General features: G+C 40.8%; 23 protein-coding genes. 8 read left to right on the forward strand and 15 right to left on the reverse strand.

What is annotated here, in order from left to right; all coding sequences use genetic code 11:
* Positions 1–77 precede the first annotated feature (77 nt).
* The 8 genes from F607_RS29930 to F607_RS0115055 all read right to left on the reverse strand — a co-directional run bounded on the left by F607_RS29930 (position 78) and on the right by F607_RS0115055 (position 10,584).
* A complete protein-coding gene (locus tag F607_RS29930; RefSeq protein WP_051311522.1) occupies positions 78–800 on the reverse strand; it encodes an MBL fold metallo-hydrolase in 723 nt (240 codons plus the stop codon).
* The gene (locus tag F607_RS0115025; protein ID WP_027708743.1) at positions 769–1,749 is read right to left on the reverse strand and encodes an NAD-dependent epimerase/dehydratase family protein; all 981 of its coding nucleotides are present in this window, start codon (positions 1,747–1,749) and stop codon (positions 769–771) included. The genes F607_RS29930 and F607_RS0115025 overlap by 32 nt, the downstream gene beginning before the upstream one ends.
* Entirely contained in the window at positions 1,746–2,732 is a 987-nt protein-coding gene (locus F607_RS0115030; RefSeq protein ID WP_027708744.1) for a 3-oxoacyl-ACP synthase, read from the reverse strand. The genes F607_RS0115025 and F607_RS0115030 overlap by 4 nt, the downstream gene beginning before the upstream one ends.
* A 326-nt stretch (positions 2,733–3,058) precedes the next feature.
* A complete protein-coding gene (rsgA, locus tag F607_RS0115035) occupies positions 3,059–4,117 on the reverse strand; it encodes a ribosome small subunit-dependent GTPase A (RefSeq protein ID WP_157365487.1) in 1,059 nt (352 codons plus the stop codon).
* Between the two features lie 679 nt (positions 4,118–4,796).
* The gene (locus F607_RS0115040) at positions 4,797–5,300 is read right to left on the reverse strand and encodes a VOC family protein (protein ID WP_027708746.1); all 504 of its coding nucleotides are present in this window, start codon (positions 5,298–5,300) and stop codon (positions 4,797–4,799) included.
* Positions 5,301–5,334: 34 nt separating this feature from the next.
* Positions 5,335–6,954 carry a methyl-accepting chemotaxis protein gene (locus tag F607_RS0115045; protein WP_027708747.1) on the reverse strand — a complete coding sequence of 540 codons (1,620 nt, stop codon included), beginning with the start codon at positions 6,952–6,954 and terminating at the stop codon, positions 5,335–5,337.
* A 544-nt stretch (positions 6,955–7,498) separates the two neighbouring features.
* Positions 7,499–8,872, reverse strand: coding sequence for a cysteine--tRNA ligase (gene cysS, locus F607_RS0115050; protein ID WP_027708748.1), 1,374 nt, complete (start codon positions 8,870–8,872; stop codon positions 7,499–7,501).
* A 23-nt stretch (positions 8,873–8,895) separates the two neighbouring features.
* A complete protein-coding gene (locus F607_RS0115055; RefSeq protein ID WP_027708749.1) occupies positions 8,896–10,584 on the reverse strand; it encodes a glutamine--tRNA ligase/YqeY domain fusion protein in 1,689 nt (562 codons plus the stop codon).
* Positions 10,585–10,981: 397 nt separating this feature from the next.
* Here F607_RS0115055 and F607_RS0115060 point away from each other — a divergent pair, with 397 nt between their 5' ends.
* Together F607_RS0115060 and F607_RS0115065 are read left to right on the forward strand one after the other, a co-directional pair.
* Entirely contained in the window at positions 10,982–11,479 is a 498-nt protein-coding gene (locus F607_RS0115060) for a peptidylprolyl isomerase (protein WP_027708750.1), read from the forward strand.
* 5 nt (positions 11,480–11,484) lie between these two features.
* Complete coding sequence (locus F607_RS0115065) at positions 11,485–12,210, forward strand: UDP-2,3-diacylglucosamine diphosphatase (RefSeq protein WP_027708751.1); 726 nt, start codon at positions 11,485–11,487, stop codon at positions 12,208–12,210.
* A gap of 82 nt (positions 12,211–12,292) precedes the next feature.
* On the opposite strand, the gene F607_RS0115070 is transcribed toward F607_RS0115065, so the two are convergent.
* Positions 12,293–12,904 carry a MiaE family protein gene (locus tag F607_RS0115070; protein ID WP_027708752.1) on the reverse strand — a complete coding sequence of 204 codons (612 nt, stop codon included), beginning with the start codon at positions 12,902–12,904 and terminating at the stop codon, positions 12,293–12,295.
* A gap of 401 nt (positions 12,905–13,305) precedes the next feature.
* Here F607_RS0115070 and F607_RS0115075 point away from each other — a divergent pair, with 401 nt between their 5' ends.
* Positions 13,306–14,067, forward strand: coding sequence for a substrate-binding periplasmic protein (locus tag F607_RS0115075; RefSeq protein ID WP_027708753.1), 762 nt, complete (start codon positions 13,306–13,308; stop codon positions 14,065–14,067).
* Between the two features lie 6 nt (positions 14,068–14,073).
* Positions 14,074–14,841 carry a substrate-binding periplasmic protein gene (locus F607_RS0115080; RefSeq protein ID WP_027708754.1) on the forward strand — a complete coding sequence of 256 codons (768 nt, stop codon included), beginning with the start codon at positions 14,074–14,076 and terminating at the stop codon, positions 14,839–14,841.
* 33 nt (positions 14,842–14,874) lie between these two features.
* Here F607_RS0115080 and F607_RS0115085 read toward each other — a convergent pair whose 3' ends face one another.
* Both F607_RS0115085 and F607_RS0115090 read right to left on the reverse strand, forming a co-directional pair.
* Positions 14,875–15,180, reverse strand: coding sequence for a DUF2288 domain-containing protein (locus tag F607_RS0115085; RefSeq protein ID WP_027708755.1), 306 nt, complete (start codon positions 15,178–15,180; stop codon positions 14,875–14,877).
* Entirely contained in the window at positions 15,180–16,019 is an 840-nt protein-coding gene (locus tag F607_RS0115090) for an isopenicillin N synthase family dioxygenase (protein ID WP_027708756.1), read from the reverse strand. Before F607_RS0115090 ends, F607_RS0115085 begins: the two co-directional genes overlap by 1 nt.
* A 445-nt stretch (positions 16,020–16,464) precedes the next feature.
* Here F607_RS0115090 and F607_RS0115095 point away from each other — a divergent pair, with 445 nt between their 5' ends.
* From F607_RS0115095 to F607_RS0115110, 4 genes are all read left to right on the forward strand, one after another.
* Entirely contained in the window at positions 16,465–17,100 is a 636-nt protein-coding gene (locus F607_RS0115095; RefSeq protein ID WP_027708757.1) for a delta-endotoxin CytB, read from the forward strand.
* A 225-nt stretch (positions 17,101–17,325) separates the two neighbouring features.
* On the forward strand, positions 17,326–17,919 hold the full coding sequence (locus tag F607_RS0115100) for a type-2Aa cytolytic delta-endotoxin (protein ID WP_027708758.1): 594 nt from the start codon (positions 17,326–17,328) through the stop codon (positions 17,917–17,919).
* 33 nt (positions 17,920–17,952) lie between these two features.
* Positions 17,953–18,576, forward strand: a complete 624-nt coding sequence (locus F607_RS0115105; RefSeq protein WP_027708759.1) for a type-1Ba cytolytic delta-endotoxin — start codon at positions 17,953–17,955, stop codon at positions 18,574–18,576.
* A 76-nt stretch (positions 18,577–18,652) separates the two neighbouring features.
* Entirely contained in the window at positions 18,653–19,309 is a 657-nt protein-coding gene (locus F607_RS0115110) for a cytolytic delta-endotoxin (RefSeq protein WP_027708760.1), read from the forward strand.
* Positions 19,310–19,401: 92 nt separating this feature from the next.
* Here F607_RS0115110 and F607_RS29935 read toward each other — a convergent pair whose 3' ends face one another.
* The 4 genes from F607_RS29935 to F607_RS35545 form a co-directional block, all read right to left on the reverse strand.
* The gene (locus F607_RS29935) at positions 19,402–21,306 is read right to left on the reverse strand and encodes an MFS transporter (protein WP_084611265.1); all 1,905 of its coding nucleotides are present in this window, start codon (positions 21,304–21,306) and stop codon (positions 19,402–19,404) included.
* A gap of 475 nt (positions 21,307–21,781) precedes the next feature.
* The gene (locus F607_RS0115120; protein ID WP_027708761.1) at positions 21,782–22,744 is read right to left on the reverse strand and encodes a sensor domain-containing diguanylate cyclase; all 963 of its coding nucleotides are present in this window, start codon (positions 22,742–22,744) and stop codon (positions 21,782–21,784) included.
* A gap of 274 nt (positions 22,745–23,018) precedes the next feature.
* Positions 23,019–23,465 (reverse strand): hypothetical protein, encoded by a 447-nt coding sequence (locus F607_RS35540; RefSeq protein ID WP_230400414.1) that lies wholly within the window; start codon positions 23,463–23,465, stop codon positions 23,019–23,021.
* Positions 23,466–23,477: 12 nt separating this feature from the next.
* Complete coding sequence (locus F607_RS35545; RefSeq protein ID WP_230400415.1) at positions 23,478–24,089, reverse strand: transposase; 612 nt, start codon at positions 24,087–24,089, stop codon at positions 23,478–23,480.
* Positions 24,090–24,330: the final 241 nt, after the last annotated feature.

A 24,330-nucleotide genomic window follows, 5' to 3' on the forward strand; every position in this document is an offset into this window, starting at 1 on the left:
TTTCAAATCTGCTCATGTGTCTTTCCTTTACTCAGTTATGGGGATAACCAAGTAAACGAATACCATGAGCAGATCATTCAGGCATAGCCTTTCGCTGACGATGACCACGCCCATAGGACGTGGTTTTTATTTATTAATAAAAAACCTTCAGCCAAACGTACCAATAACCCCATTTGCCCTGCCGCATGTCCAGGCAAAAACACCAAATACAGTGCCTTATCACCAAATAAATCATATGCTTGAAGACCAAGAGATCCTGTTGTTAATCCCAAAACATTAGCCAGATCCAAAGGGAAATGATTGATCATTGTTAAACTTAAATCTTCAGCATAAGACAACTGTTGTGGTGTTAATAAACCTTGCAAATATCCTTTGCGAATACGATTAAAACGGTTAGCCTGTGTCATAAAATGATGGGCATCAGGATGACAATAAACCTTTGCCTCATTAAATTCACAAACACCTGCGATGTGGTCCGCATGAAAATGTGACAACACAACATGGTTTATAGCTTCTGGTTTAATCGCTAACTGTGCAAGCTGTGATACCAGCGTTTCTGTCTCTGATAACGAACACGGTGTCACTAAAGCATAAACACGTTCAGGAAAATGTCGAGTACACTGCATGAAGCGTTGATGATAGCCAGTATCAAAAAGTATATAGCCCTGTTGCGGGTGATTAATTAATGCCACCCCGGCAGGAAAAGCTTTTGGGGCCCAGCCTAACCCTGGTTTCACCATAAAACCAGGGTGAACACAATGACCGACTTCAAACAGCCTGATGCTGATACCACTGGGCATAACGCTGAATTCCTTCTTTAATCGATACTTGGGGCTGATAACCCAATTGATTTTTGGCCTTCGTAATATCAAGCGTCTGATGATAATGAAAAAGCGCTGCGGTATAACAGGTTAATTTGGGCTCAGGTAATGTGGGCAGCTTTTGACAACACCATTCATTCATACGAATAATGGGCGCAATCAATGGATAGGGTAGTGTTTTAATCTGTACAGTTTGCTGCAGTGTTGAAAATAAATTCTGTAAAACGGTTTGCATAGGCATCGGTTCATCATTGGTAATATTAAATACCGATTTGGATGCAACAGGCTGTTCTGCTGATAATAAGGCGGCATCAGCGACATTGTCCACATAAGTCAAGTCAACAATAGGATTTCGTCCTGAAGGCAACCACAATATCCCATGACGAATAACCGCTAAAATACGTGGCAAAATCGCTTGATCATAAGGGCCAAAAATTCCTCGTGGCCTTAAAATAACACTATTTAATGTACTATTAAGCACCTTTTTTTCTGCCCACGCTTTTGTTTGTGCATAGTCATTACAAAATACAGGTCCCAAGGGTTCCTCTTCTTTTATCATCATTTTATCTTGAAAATTAAAGTAAACACTTGGCGTAGAAATATGTACAAATCGCTTAACCTTATTTTGTGTTGCAGCTTGCAGGATATTTTCTGTACCCTCTACATTACTCAATACAAAATCTCGATGCTTACCCCAAGGACTCGATAATGCCGCACAATGAATGACCACATCAATATCCTGGCAAGCGTCAAGCAATAACGCTTGCTGTTGTAAATCAGCACAAACAAATTCACTGTGTGTACTGCTGGCAAGCTGCTTGCCAATGACTTGATTTCGACCTAAAAAGCGAATGGAATGTTGAGTATGGTATTTTCGGACAATAGCTTGTCCCAGCATACCCGTGCCTCCAGTCACTAATAATTTCATAACTGCAATACACCTAAACCTAATGACAGTCCTGCTGCTGAGCCAAATAGCAGCACGTTTGTTTCTGCAGGAGGTTGCTGATGAACCAATAAATTATGTAAAGCAATCGGGATCGATGCCGCAATTTGGTTGCCCATGGTCGCAAAGATATTAATGACTTTATCCTGCGCAAAACCAAGGCGTTGTGTTAAATGTGCCAACCCAGCATAACTGGCCTGATTAGGAACAATATAATCAATATCAACCATGGTTAAACCGGCTTTGCTAAGGCCTTGTTTAATAAATTCTGGTGCCAGTTTAGAAACCAGTTTATAAAGTGCTTTACCCTGCATTTCAAAAAAGCACCCTGAAGCGACAGCTTCCATATCATAACGAGCAGGATGCAACCCACTACCTCCCGAACGAATCTGGCACAAGTTATAGCCTTCAGGAAAGGTTTGAAACAGGCTTGACGTTAACCCACCTGCTGATGAAGATGCCTCTAAAATAAAAGCCGCCGCACCATCTGCAAATAAAGTGGCCGTTTCAGCTTTGGTATCCGTCACCCCCACCTTCGCAACTTCACTTGAAATAATCATCACTCGCTGATAGCGCCCACATTGTAATGCACAATGACACATCTCCAGCGCAGTTAAAAAAGACAAACAACTGGCATTCACATCCATACTGGCTACAGGGGTTTCAGCCCCCAGCTCATTAAGAATTCCTGCCGCATTGTAGGGTAACGCCTGATGACTGGTCCCACTGGCACAAACCAGCAAATCCAGTTCTTCTAGTGCCATACTTGCTTGCCTTAGTGCCTTTTTCCCCGCCATAGCCCCCATATAGAGTGCGGTTTCATGGGATGCTGCATAATGCCGGTAATCAACGCCATAACGTTGCCGACATGTACCTGGAGTCAAGCGCAAACGTTGATCCAACACTTCTGCGGAAATAGTTTGCTCTGGAAGGTAGCAGGCACTTGTCCTGATCGTGAATGACATGTCAGCCCTCGCTTTACTGCTTTAGTACGTCAGTCTTTAGACATTTATATACACACTCGTTGTGATCACAAAAGCCATCGAGCCAATCTGTAAATAGTTAGAATAATAAATGTCCTTCAACCACTACTCATGGTGAAACCACTATGCTTATAGACCATAACTCCCCATTATATCCAGTTTTGATAAAGCCAGATTAAAATAGGTGACTCGATGTATTATTAAACACTACTTAAAAATAATCCTAAAAAAAACCTGCTCAAAGAGCAGGCTATTATAAGCTTCAATATCCAGTTTTTTACCAAAAATAAATAAGCATTTAATACAAATTAATCATTTATATTTTTCCTTTTTTGTTTTTCTCGCTGAATGTTACGGCATAACCTACCAAACTGCTTGTCACGTTGATGCTGCTGAGCGATAGTTTCAGCATTCCTTTGCTGCTCTTTAAGCAATTTCCGATAATTTTTCCAGCGACGCGGGTCTAGCTGATTTGTGGTTAAAGCTTGCTGAATAGCACAGCCTGGTTCATTTTCGTGAGTACAATTACTAAATCGACAATTATTGATGAGTACTTCAACATCAGCGAATACACTTTGTACTCCCTCTTCACATGAAAGTAACTGAAGCTCTCGCATCCCTGGTGTATCAATTAACAAGCCCCCACTATCCATCACATAGAGTGTTCTTGCTGTCGTGGTATGACGTCCCTTAGCATCATCTTCACGAATTGTCTGGGTTAGAGCCTGTTGCTGACATAAACTGTTTATCAGTGTCGATTTACCTACACCTGATGATCCTACCAAGGCCACGGTTTGACCTACCTTACACCATGCCTGCAGCCCCTGTAACTGTAATGGATCTCGAGCATCACAGACTTCAACCATAAGGCCAGGCTGAAGCGTTCGCGCCTGGGCGACAAAATCATCAACACCAGCACACTGGTCTGACTTGGTCAAGACAAGAACAGGTGTAACCCGCGCCTCGGATGCTAATACCAAATAGCGCTCAAGCCGTGAAATATTAAAATCCTGATTACAGGAAGAAACGATAAATAGCGTATCAATATTGCACACAATAGGTTGCACAGCCACTTGTTCACCAACCGCTTTACGCGCAATGAGTGACAGGCGAGACAGCCGCCGTAACGGTCTGGCATTATCCTGTAAAAGAGTGGACTCAAATAACAGCCAATCCCCCACAGCCAGTGGTTGCAGCTTTGTACATAATTGCGCATCGATAGAAAACGACGCATCAGGTATTAGCACTTGGATATGTGAGCGATGGATAGCCACAACCCGGGCTGCTATCGTTGAAGACAATTCATCAAGTGTTAATTGTTGCTGAAAAAAAGGTTTCCAACCAAGTGTTAAATGATTGATAAACATAAGAGAAAAGCCTGATTAAAAATGACTTCTAGGGCTTCTCAATAGAAAACCCCGGCTAGAAATACCGGGCTATATAGGAGGAGTGTGTCAAACAACGAAAAACAACACCTGCGTTACCATCCAGATGTAGATTTTTGCTTACTTATAGGTCTGCTAGCTATTTACCACTGATTTTGCCTTTAGAGACATCTCATCCCATTAGCCCAGAATAATTTCATTACACTCATGTCTATCCTCCAGCGACTAAAAAGGGTTAATTTTTAAACTTGCTTACCCAAAAGGGCACACCAAGGGCGCATCTAAATATGCTCTGTTACATTACGTGGTGTATCTCTGGTTAGCAAGTATTTTTAAACGAATTCCTTGCGCAAAAAGCACAATCTAGTAAAGCAATAACAAAACTAAGACAACCTTAGCTGTATTTTATGGCTAATTTCCTACACACATCATTAACAATTATCACTTTGATCATCCCTGCAATTCATGGATCATAACATCCGATGATGGCTGGCAGCATGAAGCTTAAGGGAGCTAAAGCGTATGGATGCGTCAGGGACTTTCCAGCCATTGCTTGTGTGACGACCTAAGGATCTGGGTCTAGGGATGGGCTCAATGGAATAGCCACCAGGATGGTGATAGAAAACCTGCTTTTTGCAGGTTTTTTTGTGTCTTTCAGTTGTTAAACCACAGGCATCAATACATCACTCGTGGCATATTCAACAAACTCATAGCTAATGCTATTTTCATCACGATAAAAGACACGCTGACCTTGCTTACCTACAGGTTCAACCAGATTTTCAATGCTATAGCCCCCTTGCGCTAATCGCTTCTGTAAGGTGGGTAAGCTATTGACAGCAAACCCCAAGCAAGCACTGTGCTCACCTACATTGTGAGGATAGTAAACTTCAACAACTGGACTTTGTAGTGCCAGACTACAGTGTCCATCCCCCACATGAACCCAGTACACAGAAACATTCTGAAATTCATATTGACCTCGAGCACGCATGGTCCAATGAGGGAAAGCAACTAATAAAAAGTGTACCGAGTGCTGTATATCATCCACCGTTATATTTGTGCTTTCAACATAGCTGATTGGTTCGCCTCCTCCCAACTGGCTATACCCTGTTGTCCCTCCCTGGCGACAATAGAGTAATTTACATGCTGTTGCTTTGTGGGATGCCACTGTTTAACACCCCCTTTCCAAAAACATCATGCCGTTACCCAATTTGATAGCGCGCTAACTGCTGCTGAATCATCAGCGCTTGTTGGTCCAGGTTTTCACTATGGGTAAATGCTTTATCTGCATTTTCAGCAGAGGTTGATGCTTCTTGCTGGATACGCTCTAAATTAGTATTCATTTCTGCAATGACATTAACCTGTTCTTCTGCTGCAGTTGCAACTTGGGTATTCATACTGTCAACATCCTGAACATCTTGGACCACCGAGTTGAATACATTTTGGGTTTGTACAGCATGTTCAACCCCCTGCTCAGACCGCTGACGGTTATCATTCATCGCCAGGACAACAGACGACAAACAGTTTTTAAAACCTGAAATTAATTCCTGAATTAACTGGGTGGAATCTTGAGTGCGCGATGCCAACGATCTGACTTCATCCGCAACCACTGCAAACCCCCGCCCTTTTTCACCAGCTCTTGCCGCTTCAATCGCGGCATTTAAGGCCAATAAGTTAGTTTGGGCGGAAATTTCATTGATCTCATGAATAAATTCCGCAATTTTCTGCATATTTTCGTCAAGCTGACTGATAGCACTGGAGACATCCACTAACTCACTTGCCAGTGACTGACTATGTTGCTGTAACTGGCCCACATACTGCTCTCCCCCACTGACCGCATTGACCATTTGTGATGTGCGATCCGCTGTTAAGCTGGCATTTCTGGCTACATCCTGAGCTGTACTTTGCAACTCTTGCATTGCCGTAACCAGCTGCTCTACTTCATGATCATGGGCAGATAAAGCATCACTGGTTGTTTTGGATTCCTGTCGCAGAGCATTAGCCTCAGTTAACAATGTCTCCACCGACTGGAAGAGGCTGCCGATCATCTTTTGCAGTGACTGCACAACACTATTAAATGAACCTGTCAGCACCCCAATCTCATCCTGGGTCACTACCTGCATTTGCTGTTGCAAGTCCCCTTGCTCAACAGCTTTCATCACCTTAACCATAGCTTTTACGGGCTGCGTAATTCGTCGCACCCACCACAGGCTCCCAGCCATGACCAGCACTAATAACAGCCCAAAAGCTATCCCATTAACCCTGACACTGGACCAAAATTCATTACGAATATCATCAATATATTCTCCCGTACCAATCACCCATCCCCAGGGTTCAAAAAGTTGTGCATAAGAAATTTTTGGAAAAAACTGTTCCCCTTCTCCCGCACGATGCCACTGATACTCAAACCAGTCACCGCCCGTTAATGCGACACGTGTTGCTTCTACCACTACGGGAACACCATCCGGATCCTTCAGGTTAGACATATCCTTACCCTGTAAATCAGTGTTTAATGGATGCATCACCATTCGGTTACTCGTATCATTTATCCAAAAATAATTTCCCTGGCCATAACGCATCGCTCGAATAGCCGATAACGCACTTTGTTTAGCTTGAGCCTCACCCAGCTCTGTTCTTTGTTGGTAATAATGTTGAGAAATAGCATGCACAGACTCAACAAGGGTTTTCACTTGCAGTGCACGTTGCAGGGTCATTTGTTGGTATTGGTGATAGTAGCTGTAAACCTGAAGCGCAATAGTGGTCAGCGCAAAAAGCGAAAGTATAAATGTTAGCTTGACTGCGATTCCTATTCGCACATCCATTGCTTACTCCTTTAAGCCTATCAGTAAACATCGTTAAGATTAGGAGATAGCTTACAGGACAACAAACAGCCATTTATGCGAATAAGCAATCAATAATAGTCTTATACTTCAGTCTTAGTATATGAGCAGCAAACTTACTCAAGTTATACCCTTCACGAATCAATTTTATGTGCGCTGTCCATAGCGCTCACCCTAACGGACCAGCGAAGCTGTTCTAATGTGTTCTCGACACATTAGAAGGGTTTGTTGTCAGCGTTCTTGACCATCCAAGGATGGTGGGAATGCAGTTTATGCATAATGATATGGATGTCATATAGTAGAGCAATGCAGGCGCTATTGCCGAGGAGCATTTAACGACCACCACAGTCACTTATTTCTATAAGCGCCTGTGACTTCATCACTTGACGGCCGCACCCTTGTGCCCTTGGGGTATAAAAGTCCTTCGCTTTGGGTATATGAAAAAAAACCACAACATGTAAGTTGTGGTTTTGTAGAGGGTATTTAAAAGAAATCAACAATACGACATGTTTATTTCATTAAATATTTACTTTTCAACACGCCATTTTGTCCCTTCTCGGCTATCTTCTAATACCACGCTCATTGCTTGAAGCTGATCTCTTATTTCATCCGCCTTAGCAAAATCACGTTGTTTACGCGCCGCATTTCGCTGTGCAATTAAGTTCTCTACCTGCTGCGGATCAACATCAGATGTTTGCTGCTGAAAAAATGCCTCTGGGTCCTGCTGAAGCAGGCCAAGCACATCACCCAATGCTTTCATTTCAGCCGCAATCTGTGCCGCCTGGTCAGGCTGAGCTGCTTTATTACGGTTGATTTCTCGAACCATATCAAACAACACGGCCAACGCTTCTGGCGTATTAAAATCATCATCCATCGCCGCATAAAAACGCGAGCTAAACTCACTCTCTGGTGCTTGAGGTAAAGTAAGTCCTCGCAAGCTATGGTAAAAGCGTTCAAGGCTTGCTCCAGCTTCTTTTAAGCTTTCAAGACTATAATTTATGGGACTACGATAATGGCTCGCTAGCAAGAAGTAACGCACGACTTCTGCCGGGAAATCAGCCAACACATCACGTATGGTGAAAAAGTTGCCTAATGATTTAGACATTTTTTCATCATTAATGCGCAGTGCACCGGCGTGCATCCAGACATTTGCGTACTTTTCACCCGTAGCCGCTTCGGACTGGGCTATTTCATTTTCATGGTGAGGGAATTTTAAATCTGGTCCCCCGCCATGAATATCAAAGGTATTGCCCAGGCAGCAAGTAGACATTGCAGAACACTCAATATGCCAGCCAGGCCGTCCTTTACCCCAAGGCGAATCCCAAGCTGGTTCACCGGGTTTTGCTGCTTTCCATAATACAAAGTCCAGCGGATTTTGCTTAGCTTCATCGACTTCGACCCGAGCACCCGAACGCAGCTCATCAAGCACTTTTCCGGATAACTGACCGTAGTCCGCAAATTTTTCTACAACATAGTAAACATCACCATTATCTGCCGCATAAGCCATGCCTTTATCGATCAAGGTTTGCACCATGGCGATAATCTGGTCGATATGCTCAGTTGCTTTTGGCTCCAGATTAGGTTTACCAATGCCTAACGCTGCAAAATCTTCATCCATAGCATCAGTAAAACGCTGCACTAATTGCTGCCAGTCTTCATTGGCTTCCTGAGCGCGACGAATGATTTTGTCATCAATGTCTGTGATATTGCGAATATAGTTAACCTCATAACCTTTGGCTTGCAAATAGCGGACAATGACATCAAAGGCTACAAATACGCGACCATGACCAAGGTGACAGTAGTCGTACACGGTCATGCCACAGACATACATACTGACTTTACCCGGTTGCAACGGTTTAAATTCAGACTTTTCACGGGTCAGTGTGTTATAAATCTTCAACACAGCTACTGTTTTCCTTTTTCTTATCCTGCTTCATTCGCAATTTTTGCCCAGGTATCCCGCAAGGTGATGGTTCGGTTAAAGACCAAACATTCTTCACCACCTGCTTTACTGTCTAAACAAAAGTACCCTTCTCGCTCAAACTGATAGGCTTGCCCAGGCTTGGCATCGGTTAAACTGGCTTCCAATCGGCATCCTGTCAGCACCTGCAACGAGTTTTTGTTGAGGAACTCTTTAAAGTCACGCTCTTTGTTGCTATCGGGGCTTGGCTCATCAAATAACCGATCGTAAAGTCTTACTTCGGCTGACAATGAGTGTGCTGCACTCACCCAATGAATAACCCCTTTCACTTTACGACCTTCAGGGTCCTTGCCCAGTGTTTCAGGGTCATATGTACAGCGTAATTCAATAATTTCACCAGCATCATTTTTAATGACTTCATCACAGCGAATAACATACGCATTACGCAGGCGAACTTCTTTACCCAACACTAAACGTTTAAATTTCTTGTTGGCTTCTTCTTTAAAGTCTTCTTCATCAATGTAAAGCTCACGGGCAAATGGCAAAGTCCGAGTTCCCATCGATTCATCTTGAGGATGCACAGGAGCTGTTAACTGTTCAACCTGTTCTTCTGGGTAGTTAGTGAGCACAATTTTTAAGGGGCGTAACACGCCCATTGCTCTTGGAGCATGTTTATTTAAGTCATCCCGCAGGGCATGCTCTAACATGCTCACATCAACCACACCCTCACTTTTAGTGACCCCTGTTGCTTCGCAAAAATTTCGGATGGCACGTGGTGTAAAGCCCCGACGACGCATTCCTGCAATGGTTGGCATACGGGGATCATCCCAGCCATCAACCACTTGCTCATCAACCAATTGCTTTAATTTACGCTTACTGGTGACAGTGTAATTCACATTCAGCCGCGCAAATTCAATCTGTTGAGGGTGACAAGGCACATCCAATTGATCCAAAAACCAGTCATACAGTGGGCGATGATCTTCAAACTCCAGGGTACAAACCGAGTGAGTAATCCCTTCAATAGCATCCGACAAGCCATGAGCAAAATCATACATGGGATATACACACCACTCATCGCCTGTTTGGTGATGCGCTACTTTACGAATACGATAAATAATAGGGTCACGCATATTCATGTTGGGCGAGGCCATATCAATTTTGGCCCGAAGTGCATGTTCACCTTCAGCAAACTCACCACGACGCATCCGCTCAAACAAGTCCAGATTTTCTTCAACAGAACGTTCACGATAAGGGCTATTCTTACCTGGCTCTGTCAACGTGCCACGATATGCTCTGGCTTGTTCAGCATTGAGTGAGCAAACATAAGCCTTGCCTTTATTAATCAGCTCAACCGCATAATCATACAGAGCCTGAAAATAACTAGACGTGTAACGAACATCGCCATTCCACTGAAAGCCTAACCAGCGCACATCTTCTTGAATGGCCTCGATAAATTCCTGGCTTTCTTTCTCGGGGTTAGTGTCATCAAAACGCAAGTTACAGATGCCACCATTCTGCTCCGCTAGAGTAAAGTTCAAACAAATTGACTTAGCATGGCCAATATGCAAATAACCATTAGGTTCTGGTGGAAAACGTGTGTGAACCTGACCATTATTTTTATTGTTTTTTAGGTCTTCACTGATAATTTGCTGAATAAAGTTATTCGGACGTGTTGTTTCTTGATGATCCATACTTGCTTACTGTAAACCCGTCAAATAAATACACAATATCCCTCCCCTCATACGACACATGGCGGTAACTAAGAGAAAAACCCACGTCGCGGCAGGATAATCTCAGACAAACACCACGCTTTCACATCTATTCCTACACATTAGCATAGGCCAGTGTTTACCCAGCGGGGAGGCGTAGTTTGCGGAGCAATAGGTAAAGGCGCTATTATAGCGCCCTTTTCATGCTGTGATAAACCTAACTGAAGTCTATCTTGTCATGCTACAGTGATAAACGATGACTGTATAGGTTTTCCACCTTTCATAATGAACGCTTGTTACTGGCTTATAACGGTAAAGCGTCAAGGTAGAAAACACAGCAGATATTGATCTAATTAACATAACCCAACAAGGCGATAGCATGGTTATTTTGCACACCAACTTTGGCGATATCAAAATTCAACTCAACCATGAAAAAGCACCTAAAACAGCGGCTAACTTTGAAGCATACGTAAAGAATGGACATTACGATAACACTATTTTCCATCGTGTTATTGATAACTTCATGATTCAGGGTGGTGGCTTTGCTCCTGGCATGCAAGAAAAAGACACTAATGCGCCTATCGAAAATGAAGCAGATAACGGTCTGGAAAACAAGATTGGTTCCATTGCCATGGCACGGACTCAAGATCCCCACTCAGCTTCAGCACAATTTTTTATCAATGTAGCTGACAATGACTTTCTAAACTTCCGCTCTAAGACGATTGAAGGCTGGGGTTATGCGGTATTTGGTGAAGTGGTTGAAGGGATGGATGTGGTCAACCGCATTAAAGCCGTTAAAACCACAAGTGTTGGCTTTCACGCAGATGTACCTGCTGAAGAAGTTATCATTGAGTCCGCTGAACTGGTAGAAGCCTAATCACCATGTCTGTGCTGTTTATCTCTGACTTGCATTTGCAGGCAAAACGTCCCGACCTGACAGCCGCGTTTGCACAATTTTTAATTGAGCAAGCTCCACAAGCTGAATCACTGTACATTTTAGGTGATCTATTTGATGCCTGGTTGGGTGACGATGCAATGGATGACCTGCAACAAACAGTGGCAAGTCAAATACGACAGCTGATTAATAGTGGCACCGCCGTGTATTTCATGCACGGCAATCGCGACTTTCTGATCGGCGAAGACTTTGCTGCACAGACAGGTGTTCAGTTATTAAAAGATCCCTGTGTTATCACCCTGGGTGATCAGCCTGTGTTGTTGTCTCATGGTGATCAACTATGTACAGCAGATAAAGACTATATGGCCTTCCGCCACTATATTCGTAATCCTGCCACTATACAGAAGCTGTTATCACTATCAGTGGCAGAGCGAATTGCCATGGCAGAAAACATTCGGAACCAAAGCCAAGCGGCCAATCAGGCCAAAACCGATGAGATCATGGATGTCACACCGGCAGAAGTTGAGAAGCTAATGACGGAACATGATGTTAAGTGTTTTATTCATGGTCATACCCATCGTCCGGCAATTCACACCCTAACCATCAATCAACAACCCGCACAGCGTATTGTGTTGGGTGATTGGGACAAAAAAGGCTGGATGCTGCATTGGGATGAGTCAGCTGGATTCAGCTTGACGGAATTTCCTCTTTAGCCCGTTTTCTGTTTAAGCAAAGCCAAACTTCCCCTTCATGTAACTTAGTGTACTCATGAAGGGGATGTATTTTTTTAACACGTTAAGCTTTAGGTTGTGGCAAACCACTATGAAAACGGAATTCTGTATCAGAGCTTAAGATTAATGTCTTTTCCATTTCAGCAAAAAATGATATTCGCTCCACAATCGGCTCTTCACTATATTGCATGGCTAAACGTAAATAATCCTGAAAATGACGATGCTCGGATTTGAGTAAAGAGCAATAAAATTTATTTAATGTTTCGTCTAAATGTGGAGCTAATGCCGCAAAGCGCTCACAAGAACGAGCTTCAATAAACGCACCAATAATCAAGATATCCACTAATGTAGCAGGCTCATGGGTTCTCACACCTGATCGCAGTGCACTGGCATAACGTGCAGGTCCCAGTTTTTGATAGACAACACTTCTAGCCTGCATAATGGCAAATACTTGCTCAAAATGCCTCAATTCTTCCCGTGCCAAACGCGACATTTTATATTGTAAGTCGACATGTTCTGGATACCTGAACATAAGCCTTAATGCAGTCGAAGCCGCTTTTTTTTCACAGTTTGCATGATCAATTAATAGAATTTCCGGCTCATCAAGTGCTGCCTGTATCCACTCCTCCGGCGTTTTACACAACAAAAAATCATCGAGTTCAGGTAATGGCTGCATGGCGATAATCAACTTATTTATAAGTAACCAACAAAGCATCGGATTATAGCGAATTGCAATAACCAAGCATATATACCTTTCAACTCAATAATATACCCAATACGAATGGTTTTTAGGTGCGGCCATCGAGTGACGAAGTCCCATGAGCCTATATTAATAGGTGATTGGGGTGAGGGGTGAGGGGTGAGGGGTGAGGAGTGAAGATAACAAAACCTAGAAATCATTCGTGAAGGGTATATTCACCAGGCGAATGCCTATTCAATACATGCGGCTGAATACAGATACAGTGAGTGACACAACATAAATCAACGCCTGACTAACCAAAGTTTTGGACTAAACTAGTTAAGGATCGTGAATACGCATTACCACTTAATTGGTAAAATTTACTTCAAGGTATTATCATGAAAGTCACCTTTATATTCCCATTTATACTATCATGCTTTTATTTAATGCCCACTATAGCTCATAGTGCCGAAAAGCTTACAATTGTCGCTACTGAGTACGAACCTTTTACCAGCTCAAAAGCAAAGCATAATGGTTTTGTTAACCGTGTAATAAAAGCGGCATTTGAAAAAAAAGGCTATGATGTTCAATTTAAATATCGTCCGTGGAAACGTGCACTGATAGAAGGCCATGATAAATTTGATGGTGTTTCTTTCTCATTCACTAATAAAGAACGAGAAGAAGAATATCTCTTTAGCGTACCCATTTCTGAACACCGAGAAGTTTTATTTCACTTAAAAAAAACAAATATTCCAGACTGGAACACACTTGAAGAACTCAAAGATTTCAAGTTCGCGCTCACAAGGGGTTACACCTATACGGAAGAACTTTGGGATTTAGTCGACAAAAAAGTAATTAACTCAGATATTATCGCTTCTGACATTAGTAACTTTAAAAAGCTAGCAGCAGGAAAAGTAGATATTTTCCCTATGGACGAAATTACTGGGTGGAGAATAGTATCTTCTGAACTACCTGTAGCTAAAGATACTCTCACCATTCACAACAAGCCTTTACGCTCAACTACAGGTCATCTTATTATTTCCAAGAAACATAAAAAGAGCGCTGAATTAATAAAGGCATTCAATGAAGGCGTTAAGGAATTAAAGGATTCTAAAGTATATGATGATTTCCTAAGCGATCTATACAAAGGTATTTTTTAAAACTCTATGATTAGGCTATTCTCAGTTAGTTTAATTTTTATATTTTTAAACGCTTTTTGTGAAGAAACAGAGTCAGTTACAGATACAACTAAAACCGTATCCATTACTTCTGGCGAGTGGCCTCCCTATACATCACATGATCTAGAGGGAGGAGGCGTTTTCACTAAGATAATAACTCAAGCCTTTTCATTAGAAGGCTATTCTGTAGATATCAAGTATTATCCATGGCAACGAAGTTATTTTCTTACCGCAGATGGTCAAGCAGATGCATCCCTTGCCTGGGCACCAACAGATGACAGAAAAAAAGACTTTATATTTAGTGATCCAGTAACATTCTCAACAAAAGTTTTCTTTCATCTAAAAGCATTTAAGTTTAACTGGAACTCACTTAATGACGTAAGGCATTTAAGAACTATTGCCACAAAAAAATATACCTATGGGAATGAATTTGACTTAGCAGCCAAACAAAATCAAATGAATATTATTTATTCAAATAATGATGAGCAAAAGTTTAGAATGCTTTTAGCAGGCAGAGCTGATTTGGTACCTATGGAAAAACTGGTTGGTCTTTTTTTAATCAAGAATAAATTTACTGTGCGTCAAGCGTCTCGAATAACTTATCATAATAAACCATTACAAAACACACCCATATGTGTTGCATTTTCTAAGAAAATAAACAGCGAGCGACTGACTACGTTATTGCAAGCCTTCAATGAAGGCTTGGCCAAACTTAAGGAAAGCGGACAGTATGATAAAATTTTGGAAGATTTATAATGGATAACCGTATATTTTTTAAGCCTTAAATGATTATTTTTTTTCCTGCACTAGTATCCATGGTCGAATCACCACAGCCCACAGTGAAGAATCCTGCTCATACCAGTTAGTAGCTTGCTGATCGGTTACTTTGGCAATTTTGCTTTCAGTCATCCAGGCTTCGATTTGTTTTTTATTATCCTGTGCTATCTGAGCAGCAACTTCAATTAAGTCTAGATTTTCATTAACAGCTATTACTTGCCCAGCAGCAAAATAAGGCTGTAAATCTTTCCACGCAATTGTCGATGTTTCAAGATTTAACTTCGCTTTGAGTAGTGTTTGATGCTCAGAGTCAGCCATTATATTACTCCAAGCTCTTTTAATCTTTCGTGTAAATACTCTCTTGCCGTATAACGCTCAGACAAGACAACATCCGGGTTAGGATGCAAAAACAAAGGTAAAGAAATACGAGATTTATCTCGACGACCACCTGTAGGGTTAATAACTCTATGCGTAGTTGAAGGAAAATAACCTTGTGACGCTTCTTGTAGCATATCACCGGTATTAATAATAAGCGTACCAAAGTCGCAAGGTACATCTAACCACTCACCATTACTTCCTTTTACTTGCAACCCAGGCTCATTGGCTGCGGGTAAAATAGTAAGTAAATTAATATCTTCATGGGCTGCCGCACGAATAGCACCTGGCTCTTCTTCCCCCGTTAATGGTGGATAATGTAAAACTCTCAGTAATGTATTGCGGCTATTTTCTATCATTTTAGATAATGGCATTGAATAGTGTTGCGCTATATCTGTTGGTGTATATGCTTCGACCCAGCTTAACAGTTCAGCTGCTAACGTGTTAGCCATTTGGTAATAGCTCATGGCTTCAGCTTTTAATGAGGCAGGAATTTGTCCCCATGGATAAATATGATAATACTCTTTAATATCTTTTACTTGATGACCTTTGGCGACCTCAGAAACGTCAGGTGGAAAATACCCATCCTGTGTCTCTGTGTTATAGCAATATTGGTGCTTTTCTTCACTGACAAAAAATGCGTACCAGTTTTTATAAATTGACTCGACAAGTGACTGAGAAATTGGATGGTTTTTGATGACACCAAACCCTGTATTTCTTAGTGACTCCACAAAGGATTGAGCACAATCATCGGCTAAATAATCAACAGTTTGTACTTGCATTATTATGACTCTATTGATACAAAACCATGACAGTTTAGCCAGCTATTGACCGATTGGCAACCAACCTCATTCTGTTAGTCACCACTATACGACTTATACGCTACGCTTGCCCTTTTCAGTGGTTATAAATCATTTTACCTTACACATGTCACAAAAATTGTATTTATACCCATCACGAATGATTTCGAGGTTTTGTTATCGTCACTCCTCACCCCAAGCACCTATTAATATAGGCTCATAGGACTTCGTCACTTGATGGCCGCACCTAAAAACCATTCGTATTGGGTATATATTAACTGACCTACTAGTCAAATAAAGCCCGATGTTATCTGAGCATGGCTGCCCCTCAAAATTATCACTGACATTTACTTGACAGATTTTTTTTACTCAACCATTTTTCTATTGAGCTACACTTATCTGTACTTTTAAATAGGGAGATTAAAGTATGACTTTTGATAGCGTTTTAGTTGTTGATAGCAAAGATTTGGCTAAGGATGGTGTTGATTCAAAGCTTAATTTTAATACACTGTTTCAAGTACCTAGACAGTATGTTGCTCAAGCAATCCAAATGTCACGTGTTTTTCAAGACGCCATTGACAGTAAAAATCTTGAGTTTAATTTTGAAAAAGCTTTGTCAATTGTCCAGCAGCATCCAGAAATGGCGGTTATTGGCACAGTAAATCAATCTATCGTTAAACAAGATAATCAAGTTTCTGCCATGGTGAGTGATGTCATGGCTTTACTGGATACTGTCGTAGGCGTTGCCCTTGATAAACAAAGTGCAACTTACAAGAAGTTTGAGAATACTATCGAACAAGGGTTTACTAATCTTAACGAGCAAAAAGATAGCAAGTGGATTTTCTGGAGCAAAGAAAGCGAACATAAAACGACGTATACTTACAATATTCTTTTTGCAGTAGCTAACCAGGAAACAGGTTCTGTAATGGCTGCAGCACCTATTGGCCTGACGATCACGGTTGATGTCGATAAAGAAAAAGTACTTTGGATAACCACCAAAGACAAACACAACTACTCTGTTAATGTTAAGTCAATTACTGTGGTTGAAGCCCTGAAAAGCTAACGTGACTGTAGAAATGCCATAGCCATCGCTATGGCATTTTTATATTTTAATTTAGTAGCTAAATTTATAAACATTAAAGCTAACCACCTCTTAATGAGAAACGCTAAGTTTCAGTGACGAGAATTTTTTATTAATAATATTTAAACTTAATAAATCAAACTCATTGCAACATGATCAATGAGTTCTCAATGTTACTCTTTATCAATCACACAAAGTGAATCCATTATGAATAATGTTATAATCAACCCAAATGATATGTCAGGTGACAGAGGTCATTTTAGTACTACCCTGAATGTTGGCCTATCTTACGTCAATCAAGGCGTTAACATGGTTAAAGCCTTCGATGATATTGTTTCGAAAAAAGAAGGCATTAATTTTGAGAAAGCATTAACCATTGCCAAGGAACATGAGTCTTTTGCAGTCATTGGTACTAAAACAGTTAAAAGTAATACCAGTAAACAGCAAGTCTGGGTAGCAATTGATCAGTTACAGAATCTGATCAGTATGGTTCAGGGTGCTGCAACGGAAAACTGGGCCGCTTTTGCTGCAGCTGCCAGAGCATTTATTGATCTGAATGCTCAGAAGAATGGCGGATATTTTACAGTGTTCAACCAATCCTCAGACTCGATTAGTTATCAATATAATATGTTCAACATTACTCAAAATAAATCAACAGGATCTGTAATGTCTGGTCAACTTACCAGCGTTAATATTCAGATTAACCAATCTGATGCTAATGTTCTATCTCTGGTCGCCGGATCGACAATCAACCAGAGCCTGGAATTCAAGAGTATGGTTATTGTTGAAGCATTGAGTTAATCACTCATTAATGGGATACACAAGGAGCATACTGTGACAATTGAAATTTATCCCAATAAAAGTAATCCCGTTCCCTTTCAGGTTTTTTTGAATCTTGAAGATGAACAATATGTACAGCAGGCATTAGCGATTGCTGATTTGTTTGAAAAAGATATTAATGCTGATGGCCAGTTTGACATGGAAAAAGCCATGGACACAGCAAAAAACCAGGCAGACTTAGCGATTGTTGCTACAACAAATACGACGCTAACCAAGTCTTATAAAACGTTATCCGCATTAACATCAAGTATCACCAAAGCCTTGGAAGAACAAGGTACCATGGGTGTTAGTGATAATGAACAATTTAATAATGTTATTGCGCATGCCTTTTGTGACCTAAATGCTCAAGAAGACAAACCGTGGTTCAATATCTGTTCTGTGGCTGGAAAAGATGCAGATAAAACAGTTTACACCTACAACATGTTTATCATCACTCAAAACGCCAGTACCGGCTCTATGTTAGCTGCAGGTCCTTTGGTTTTAACAGTCACCATTCATGACCCTATTGAAGAAGTGCTGGGTAAAAAAGACGAAACTCAAAAACTTCGCCTTACATTAAAAGAACAAGAAATGAGCATTGCCATCAAAGGATTTCAGGTCGTTGCGCCACTAGGTTGACTTAGACAAAAACATAATTTTTTTAACAATAATGCTGGCAAGTGCATGTCATGACATCACACAGGGAGGTCCTCTAGTGTATATTGCCGATGATTTAAAGCCTGCTATCTTTACCAGCCCGGTTATTCTAAGTGGACTGGTCATTTCTGGGCAAAAAAATGCTATTCTTGCAGAGTCAAGCCAGAGCTTACATTTCAAAACCATGTTTAATGTTGACCCCCAGTATGTAGCACAAGCAATAAACATGACTCGTATTTTTCAAAACGCTTTAAACGCGTCTTCCTTACAGTTCAATACTGCAGAAGCTATTTCATTAGCACAGCGTTCTGGCTTAACCGTTGATCAGCAAATCCAAGCTCACTTCAGTAATGGCAATCCTGGCTCAACCATTGATCAGGTTGCAGATAAGGTTAATGTAGTATTAGGAGGTACAGTACCAAGTTCGCTAAAGCAGAAAATTTTAGACTCAATTTCTGCTGGCTTTACTAACCTCCATCGCCACAGCGAAAGCGCCTGGATTTTTTGGTCAAAAGAAACTGGAGACAATACCAGCTATTACTACAATATTATGTTTGCTATTCAACAAGGCAGTCGGTTGATTGCTATTCCTTTAGGCATGTTTATTCGGGCCAGTGTCAGTAAAGAAAAAGTGTTATTTATTACAGTTTCTTCCAGCGCCAGCTATAGTGTTGATTTGGATGGTCTTAAAGTCAGTCAAGCTTTATCAAGCTAATTAATAAAACACCCAGTACTTTGCATCTAGTACTTTGCATAAAGCTGGGTGTTTTTATTTGATTTGAAGTAAGAGAATCTTCCAGTCAGGTATTAATGAAAAAACTCAGCATGTTTCTTATCGGCGTTAAGAATATGTCCTGGGAACCATACTTTCAGAACAGCCATCAACTCTACTAAACGATCACTACTGCTACTAGCAGCCTTCTTACGCCAGTCAGTCAGCTCCTGCAAAAGCTGTTGGTGACTTCGCTTATGAGCCTCAAACTCTGAACATTGGTTTTTTTCCAACATCGCTTCTTCATTAGCAAAATGTGACCGAGTATATTCCTCTAGCTCATTAAAAATCGGCAATATTTTTTCAAAATTACCCCCCGTTTGAACACACTCATCTATCGCATTGATTAGTTGCATCATATGTTTGTGTTGAAGATCAATTTCTTTAATGCCAACACTAAACTGATCACTCCAGGTAATTAATGGCGACAGCAGGCGACCACCATCAGCACGAAGTAACCCACTTATTTTAGATTCCAAGTCAAATGGAAGTTGAACTTGCTGCATAATCGTACGATGCATCCAAAATAGGCAGATAAAGGAAATCACAAACATAAACATCCATGCACTAGTCCATAAACCTGTCCAATTCAGCAAGTAACCAAAAATGATAGGACAAAAGAATCCTCCAAGCCCTCCCAGAACACCAACCATGCCACCGACAACACCAACTTCCTCAGGAAAGTAATCTGGAATATGTTTGTAAACAGCTGCTGTTCCAATTCCCCAAATACTCCCAAGCAAAATGACTAAGACCGCAAATATCCACATATTGGCTTGAAAGTAAATTCGAGTGACACCTTTCGCAAGCAGTTCTTTCTTTTGAACTTGTTGTCCAACAATAACAACACTTTCTTGCCAGGTTTCCTTGGTGGGAAAAACCAACAGCTGATCTTCAAGCTGTTCAAAACCACTGGTTTTTGCTTGTAGCCTATAAACTTTATCATTAACAGTAATGAAATCTTCAGAAACCGCAGTCACCGTACCGGACTGCGTTGCCATAATTCCTTGACCTGCAGAGTAAACCTCCATTTTAGGTATTGACAGCATGAGTGAGATAATGACTGAAGAACCTAATACCCAGTACATGACTTTGCGGGCACCCCATTTGTCTGACATCCAGCCTCCAACCGCGCGTATTACACCTGAAGGAAAGCTGAATAATGCAGCTAAAATCCCTGCGGTAACCAAAGGGGCATAATAGACATTAACAAAGTAAGGAACCAGCCATTGAGAAAATGCCACGAAACAGCCAAACACCAAAAAGTAATAAAGTCCAAATCGCCAAACTCGAATGTTCTTTAATGGCTGTAACATTTCTTTGACGGGTTTGGCGTGAGTGGCTGGTTTTTTATTTTCAGTAAAGCAGAGGAATATTCCCCCCGTAATTATTAACGCGATAGCATATATCTGCGGCAAGGTACGCCAGCCGTCAATATTGGCACCGTCATTGGTTAGCTGATTGAGTAGTGTTGGTGCAAGTAGCGTAGTTATAGCAGCACCCGCATTACCTGCACCGAAAATACCTAAGGCCAAACCTTGTTGCTTTCTTGGATACCATACTGACGTGAATGCGATACCAATAGAAAAGCTAGTTCCGGCTAAACCAAAACCAAAACTGCAAAGCGCAAAAAACAAAAAGCTGTCAGCATAGGACAACAAGTACATAGGGATTGCACATAAAAACAACAAGGTAGCATAAATAGGCTTACCACCGAATTTATCCGTTAGAACTCCTGCTGGTAAACGGAAAATAGCACCAGTAAGCACTGGAATACCCATTAGCCAACCAATTTCAACCGGTCCCCAGTCATAAACCTGGTTAGCCGCGAGATAGGTAACTAACACTCCATTTAGCATCCAAACAGCAAAACATACCGTGAATGCAAAGGTATTAAAAAAGAGTATCTTGTGGGACTGGAAAGTAGCTTTTTCTTGCACGATACGTTCTTCATTTTAGTTATTTAAGTGAGATAGTAGGTCAATATTGAGGGGAATTTATTAAGTTAAATCAATTAAAGATTAAATACATGCGTTGTATATTCCTAATGCGTGCAAATACTCACATACACCAACAGGCAAAAAATCTTATCTGATAGGATTAGTATTTTTCGTTAAGCTATTTTCCTAGCACAATTTAAAATAAAAAATAATACCTATAATTAGCTATTATTTGCACTCATAAAAACAACCACCAAAGATTACTCAACACTACTCACAAAGAGGTAGAAACCACAAACGCCCACTTTTTATTTACCACCATGCAATAAATCCTATTACACCAACAAACTGATAAAAAAATAACTTATAAAGTTATAGAAATATCATTTACAGAGATTATTACTGATACCTGACGCTATCAGCATTAATGAAGAAAAAATTGCAGGCAAAAAACAGGATATTCTCTTCTTGTGTGCTACCGCGTTAACTTATTTTTTTGCTGATACATCTTAGCATCTGCTTCATTCAATAAATCATCAATGGATGTTTCTTTATTAGGATTAACTAACACTATTCCCTCACTAAATGAAATATCATATCCACGTTTCGCTTCTCGGTTATATTGATTAACTGATTGTCGAAACCTGTTGATTACTACTTTTGCTTCATCAATGGAATTACCTACCATTAGTACTGCAAACTCATCTCCACCAAGCCTTGCAAATACATCTGCGTCACGAAAACATGTTTTCATTAAATTAGCAAACGCTGTTAATGCTTTATCTCCTTCAGCATGACCAAAATTGTCATTAATAGGCTTAAATTCGTTTAAGTCTAAAAATGCCAAAGCCAAATGAGTATTGTCTCGCTTACATTGTGCGATAGTATGCTGAAACAGCAGAGTAAACCCTCTGCGATTAGAAATCATTGTCAATTCATCCATTGTGGCCGCCTGTATTGCGTTTAATTCTCTCTCCGCTAATTGGGCTAGGTCAATAAGAGATGAAATATCTTCATCAGTTAGATTGCGCGGTACTTGATCAATAATACATAAAGTACCCAATTTTGTACCATCAGAAAAAGATAAAGGACAACCTGCATAAAACCTAATAAATGGTTCTTCCTTCACAAGTGGATTATCATAAAATCGTTTATCTTGAGTCGCGTCTGGAATTATAAATGGCTCGTCATTCAATATTGTATGTCCACAAAATGAAATGTCTCGCGATGTTTCTTTTGTACTTAGACCAAAACAAGATTTAAACCATTGACGATTTTGATCAACAAGGCTGACTATTGCAATAGGCACATTAAATAATCGTTTCGCTAAACGAGTAACTCTATCAAAGCGTTCTTCTTCAGCGGTATCAAGAATGCTAAGTGAATGCAAATTAATTAAGCGATCATCCTCGTTACTTGGTTTATCAGGTATTTTCATAAAGCCCCTATTTTCTTGTTTGGATAGCTAAAAAAATAAATCCAAACTAAATCTGCATGCCTCACCTAAAGCGCCTTTCATAAATTTTATTCCTGCCTTATCCCTACCTATATAGCTTTTTATCATTTAAGAATTATAAACCTTCATAAAATACACTTAGAAAATATTTATTTAACTCATTATAAAAGGATTACTCATAACTCATGCTAAAAATCTGGCATACACACTAATATAGATATTTTTTTGGATCTTGTAATTCACCCATCTTTCCTCTTTAAGTATATTGAATACTCCTTTCAGAAAATAGTTGTTTAGCAAGTCGAATGCCTTTAATAAACTTCCGCTGCCATCGAGTCACTGTTCTTAGAATACTATTCTCGGTTCCCACCACATCGATAAAACGCTTTTCTTTACGACTCACAAAGGCTAATAATTCATCTTTATTAATATTTAAACGCTCAATAATAGGTGACTGTTGTTCGCTAATTGAACCACGCTTATTATCACGGATAGCCCGCCCCAACCAATCGACTAATTGCAGATAGTCTTTTAAGGTAAAGGGGATTGTTGTTTTCTTACCTTGTTTTTCATTACCTGAAAAACGCAATAAGGGAACGACAGGTAGGGTTTGTTTAGGCAGTTTTGTTTTTCGTACAAAGGACTGATTTCGCGGTTTTCTTTTCTGTTGGCTTTTCTGTTGACGTTTGACCCAGGCCACCATTCGTGCCTGGATTTAGGTAAAATCTGACGCTTCGGGTGTTTCTGTCATACCGGCACGAACAGGATTTAAATCCACGTAGCTCATGCAGGTCAATAATGCGGCTTCATCCAATAAAGCCTGACTTTTAAAGCGTCCCTCCCAAAATCGTCCTTTACAACCATCTTCATCATTGGCCCAACGGGCAATGGGTTCATTTAAACAACGCATAAACCAGGATAAATCAGATAACCGTTGCCGCCATTGCTGAACAATCTCATTAACAGCCTTAAGCTCAGCTTTATCCAGCGTTTCGCCAGCTAAATAACGCTGAATCATAGGAGGCCCTTGATACAGTTTTCGCCAACGACGAATCACTTCATCATCTGACCACTGCCCTGCCTTTTCTTCATCAATACGCACCACTAAGTGGTAATGATTTGACATCACCGCATAAGCACAGATATCAATCGCAAATACTTTAACCAACTCAGTCAGACGCTCAACCATCCACGCTTTACGGTGATCAAAATTTTGACCTGTCACTCGATCATCGCCACACAAAAAAGCACGGCGTACACAGCGACAAATACAGTGATAATACGACGTATCCTGCACACTCACCAACTGACTTCGTGGCCTCGTCATCCTTAAGCCTCTACACCTAATTGACTACTTTACAACCAAAAGTATAGCCCTCCAATCATGACTACTTTTTGATCAATATCAAATCTAGGGTGTCCCTTTCTTTAGGGCATTAGTCATCCATTTCTTACCCCCTTTCTTAGTCGGCAACTCACCATAATCTATTAGGTACTCTAACCGAGCAATTCCCAGTTCAGGAGCACTTGAGAAAGCAGTAAACGGTGCTACTGGCAGCATGTGACGG

It is taken from the genome of Zooshikella ganghwensis DSM 15267, from assembly GCF_000428585.1.
GTDB classification, from domain to species: domain Bacteria; phylum Pseudomonadota; class Gammaproteobacteria; order Pseudomonadales; family Zooshikellaceae; genus Zooshikella; species Zooshikella ganghwensis.

What these genes read in the sequence shown, in the direction of transcription:
- F607_RS29930 (WP_051311522.1), bottom strand. Translation starts at nt 800, where the DNA reads ATGCCCAGTGGTATCAGCATCAGGCTGTTTGAAGTCGGTCATTGTGTT.
- F607_RS0115025 (WP_027708743.1), bottom strand. Translation starts at nt 1,749, where the DNA reads ATGAAATTATTAGTGACTGGAGGCACGGGTATGCTGGGACAAGCTATT.
- F607_RS0115030 (WP_027708744.1), bottom strand. Translation starts at nt 2,732, where the DNA reads ATGTCATTCACGATCAGGACAAGTGCCTGCTACCTTCCAGAGCAAACT.
- rsgA (WP_157365487.1), bottom strand. Translation starts at nt 4,117, where the DNA reads ATGTTTATCAATCATTTAACACTTGGTTGGAAACCTTTTTTTCAGCAA.
- F607_RS0115045 (WP_027708747.1), bottom strand. Translation starts at nt 6,954, where the DNA reads ATGGATGTGCGAATAGGAATCGCAGTCAAGCTAACATTTATACTTTCG.
- F607_RS0115055 (WP_027708749.1), bottom strand. Translation starts at nt 10,584, where the DNA reads ATGGATCATCAAGAAACAACACGTCCGAATAACTTTATTCAGCAAATT.
- F607_RS0115060 (WP_027708750.1), top strand. Translation starts at nt 10,982, where the DNA reads ATGGTTATTTTGCACACCAACTTTGGCGATATCAAAATTCAACTCAAC.
- F607_RS0115065 (WP_027708751.1), top strand. Translation starts at nt 11,485, where the DNA reads ATGTCTGTGCTGTTTATCTCTGACTTGCATTTGCAGGCAAAACGTCCC.
- F607_RS0115070 (WP_027708752.1), bottom strand. Translation starts at nt 12,904, where the DNA reads ATGCAGCCATTACCTGAACTCGATGATTTTTTGTTGTGTAAAACGCCG.
- F607_RS0115075 (WP_027708753.1), top strand. Translation starts at nt 13,306, where the DNA reads ATGAAAGTCACCTTTATATTCCCATTTATACTATCATGCTTTTATTTA.
- F607_RS0115080 (WP_027708754.1), top strand. Translation starts at nt 14,074, where the DNA reads ATGATTAGGCTATTCTCAGTTAGTTTAATTTTTATATTTTTAAACGCT.
- F607_RS0115085 (WP_027708755.1), bottom strand. Translation starts at nt 15,180, where the DNA reads ATGGCTGACTCTGAGCATCAAACACTACTCAAAGCGAAGTTAAATCTT.
- F607_RS0115090 (WP_027708756.1), bottom strand. Translation starts at nt 16,019, where the DNA reads ATGCAAGTACAAACTGTTGATTATTTAGCCGATGATTGTGCTCAATCC.
- F607_RS0115095 (WP_027708757.1), top strand. Translation starts at nt 16,465, where the DNA reads ATGACTTTTGATAGCGTTTTAGTTGTTGATAGCAAAGATTTGGCTAAG.
- F607_RS0115100 (WP_027708758.1), top strand. Translation starts at nt 17,326, where the DNA reads ATGAATAATGTTATAATCAACCCAAATGATATGTCAGGTGACAGAGGT.
- F607_RS0115120 (WP_027708761.1), bottom strand. Translation starts at nt 22,744, where the DNA reads ATGAAAATACCTGATAAACCAAGTAACGAGGATGATCGCTTAATTAAT.
- F607_RS35540 (WP_230400414.1), bottom strand. Translation starts at nt 23,465, where the DNA reads ATGGTGGCCTGGGTCAAACGTCAACAGAAAAGCCAACAGAAAAGAAAA.
- F607_RS35545 (WP_230400415.1), bottom strand. Translation starts at nt 24,089, where the DNA reads ATGACGAGGCCACGAAGTCAGTTGGTGAGTGTGCAGGATACGTCGTAT.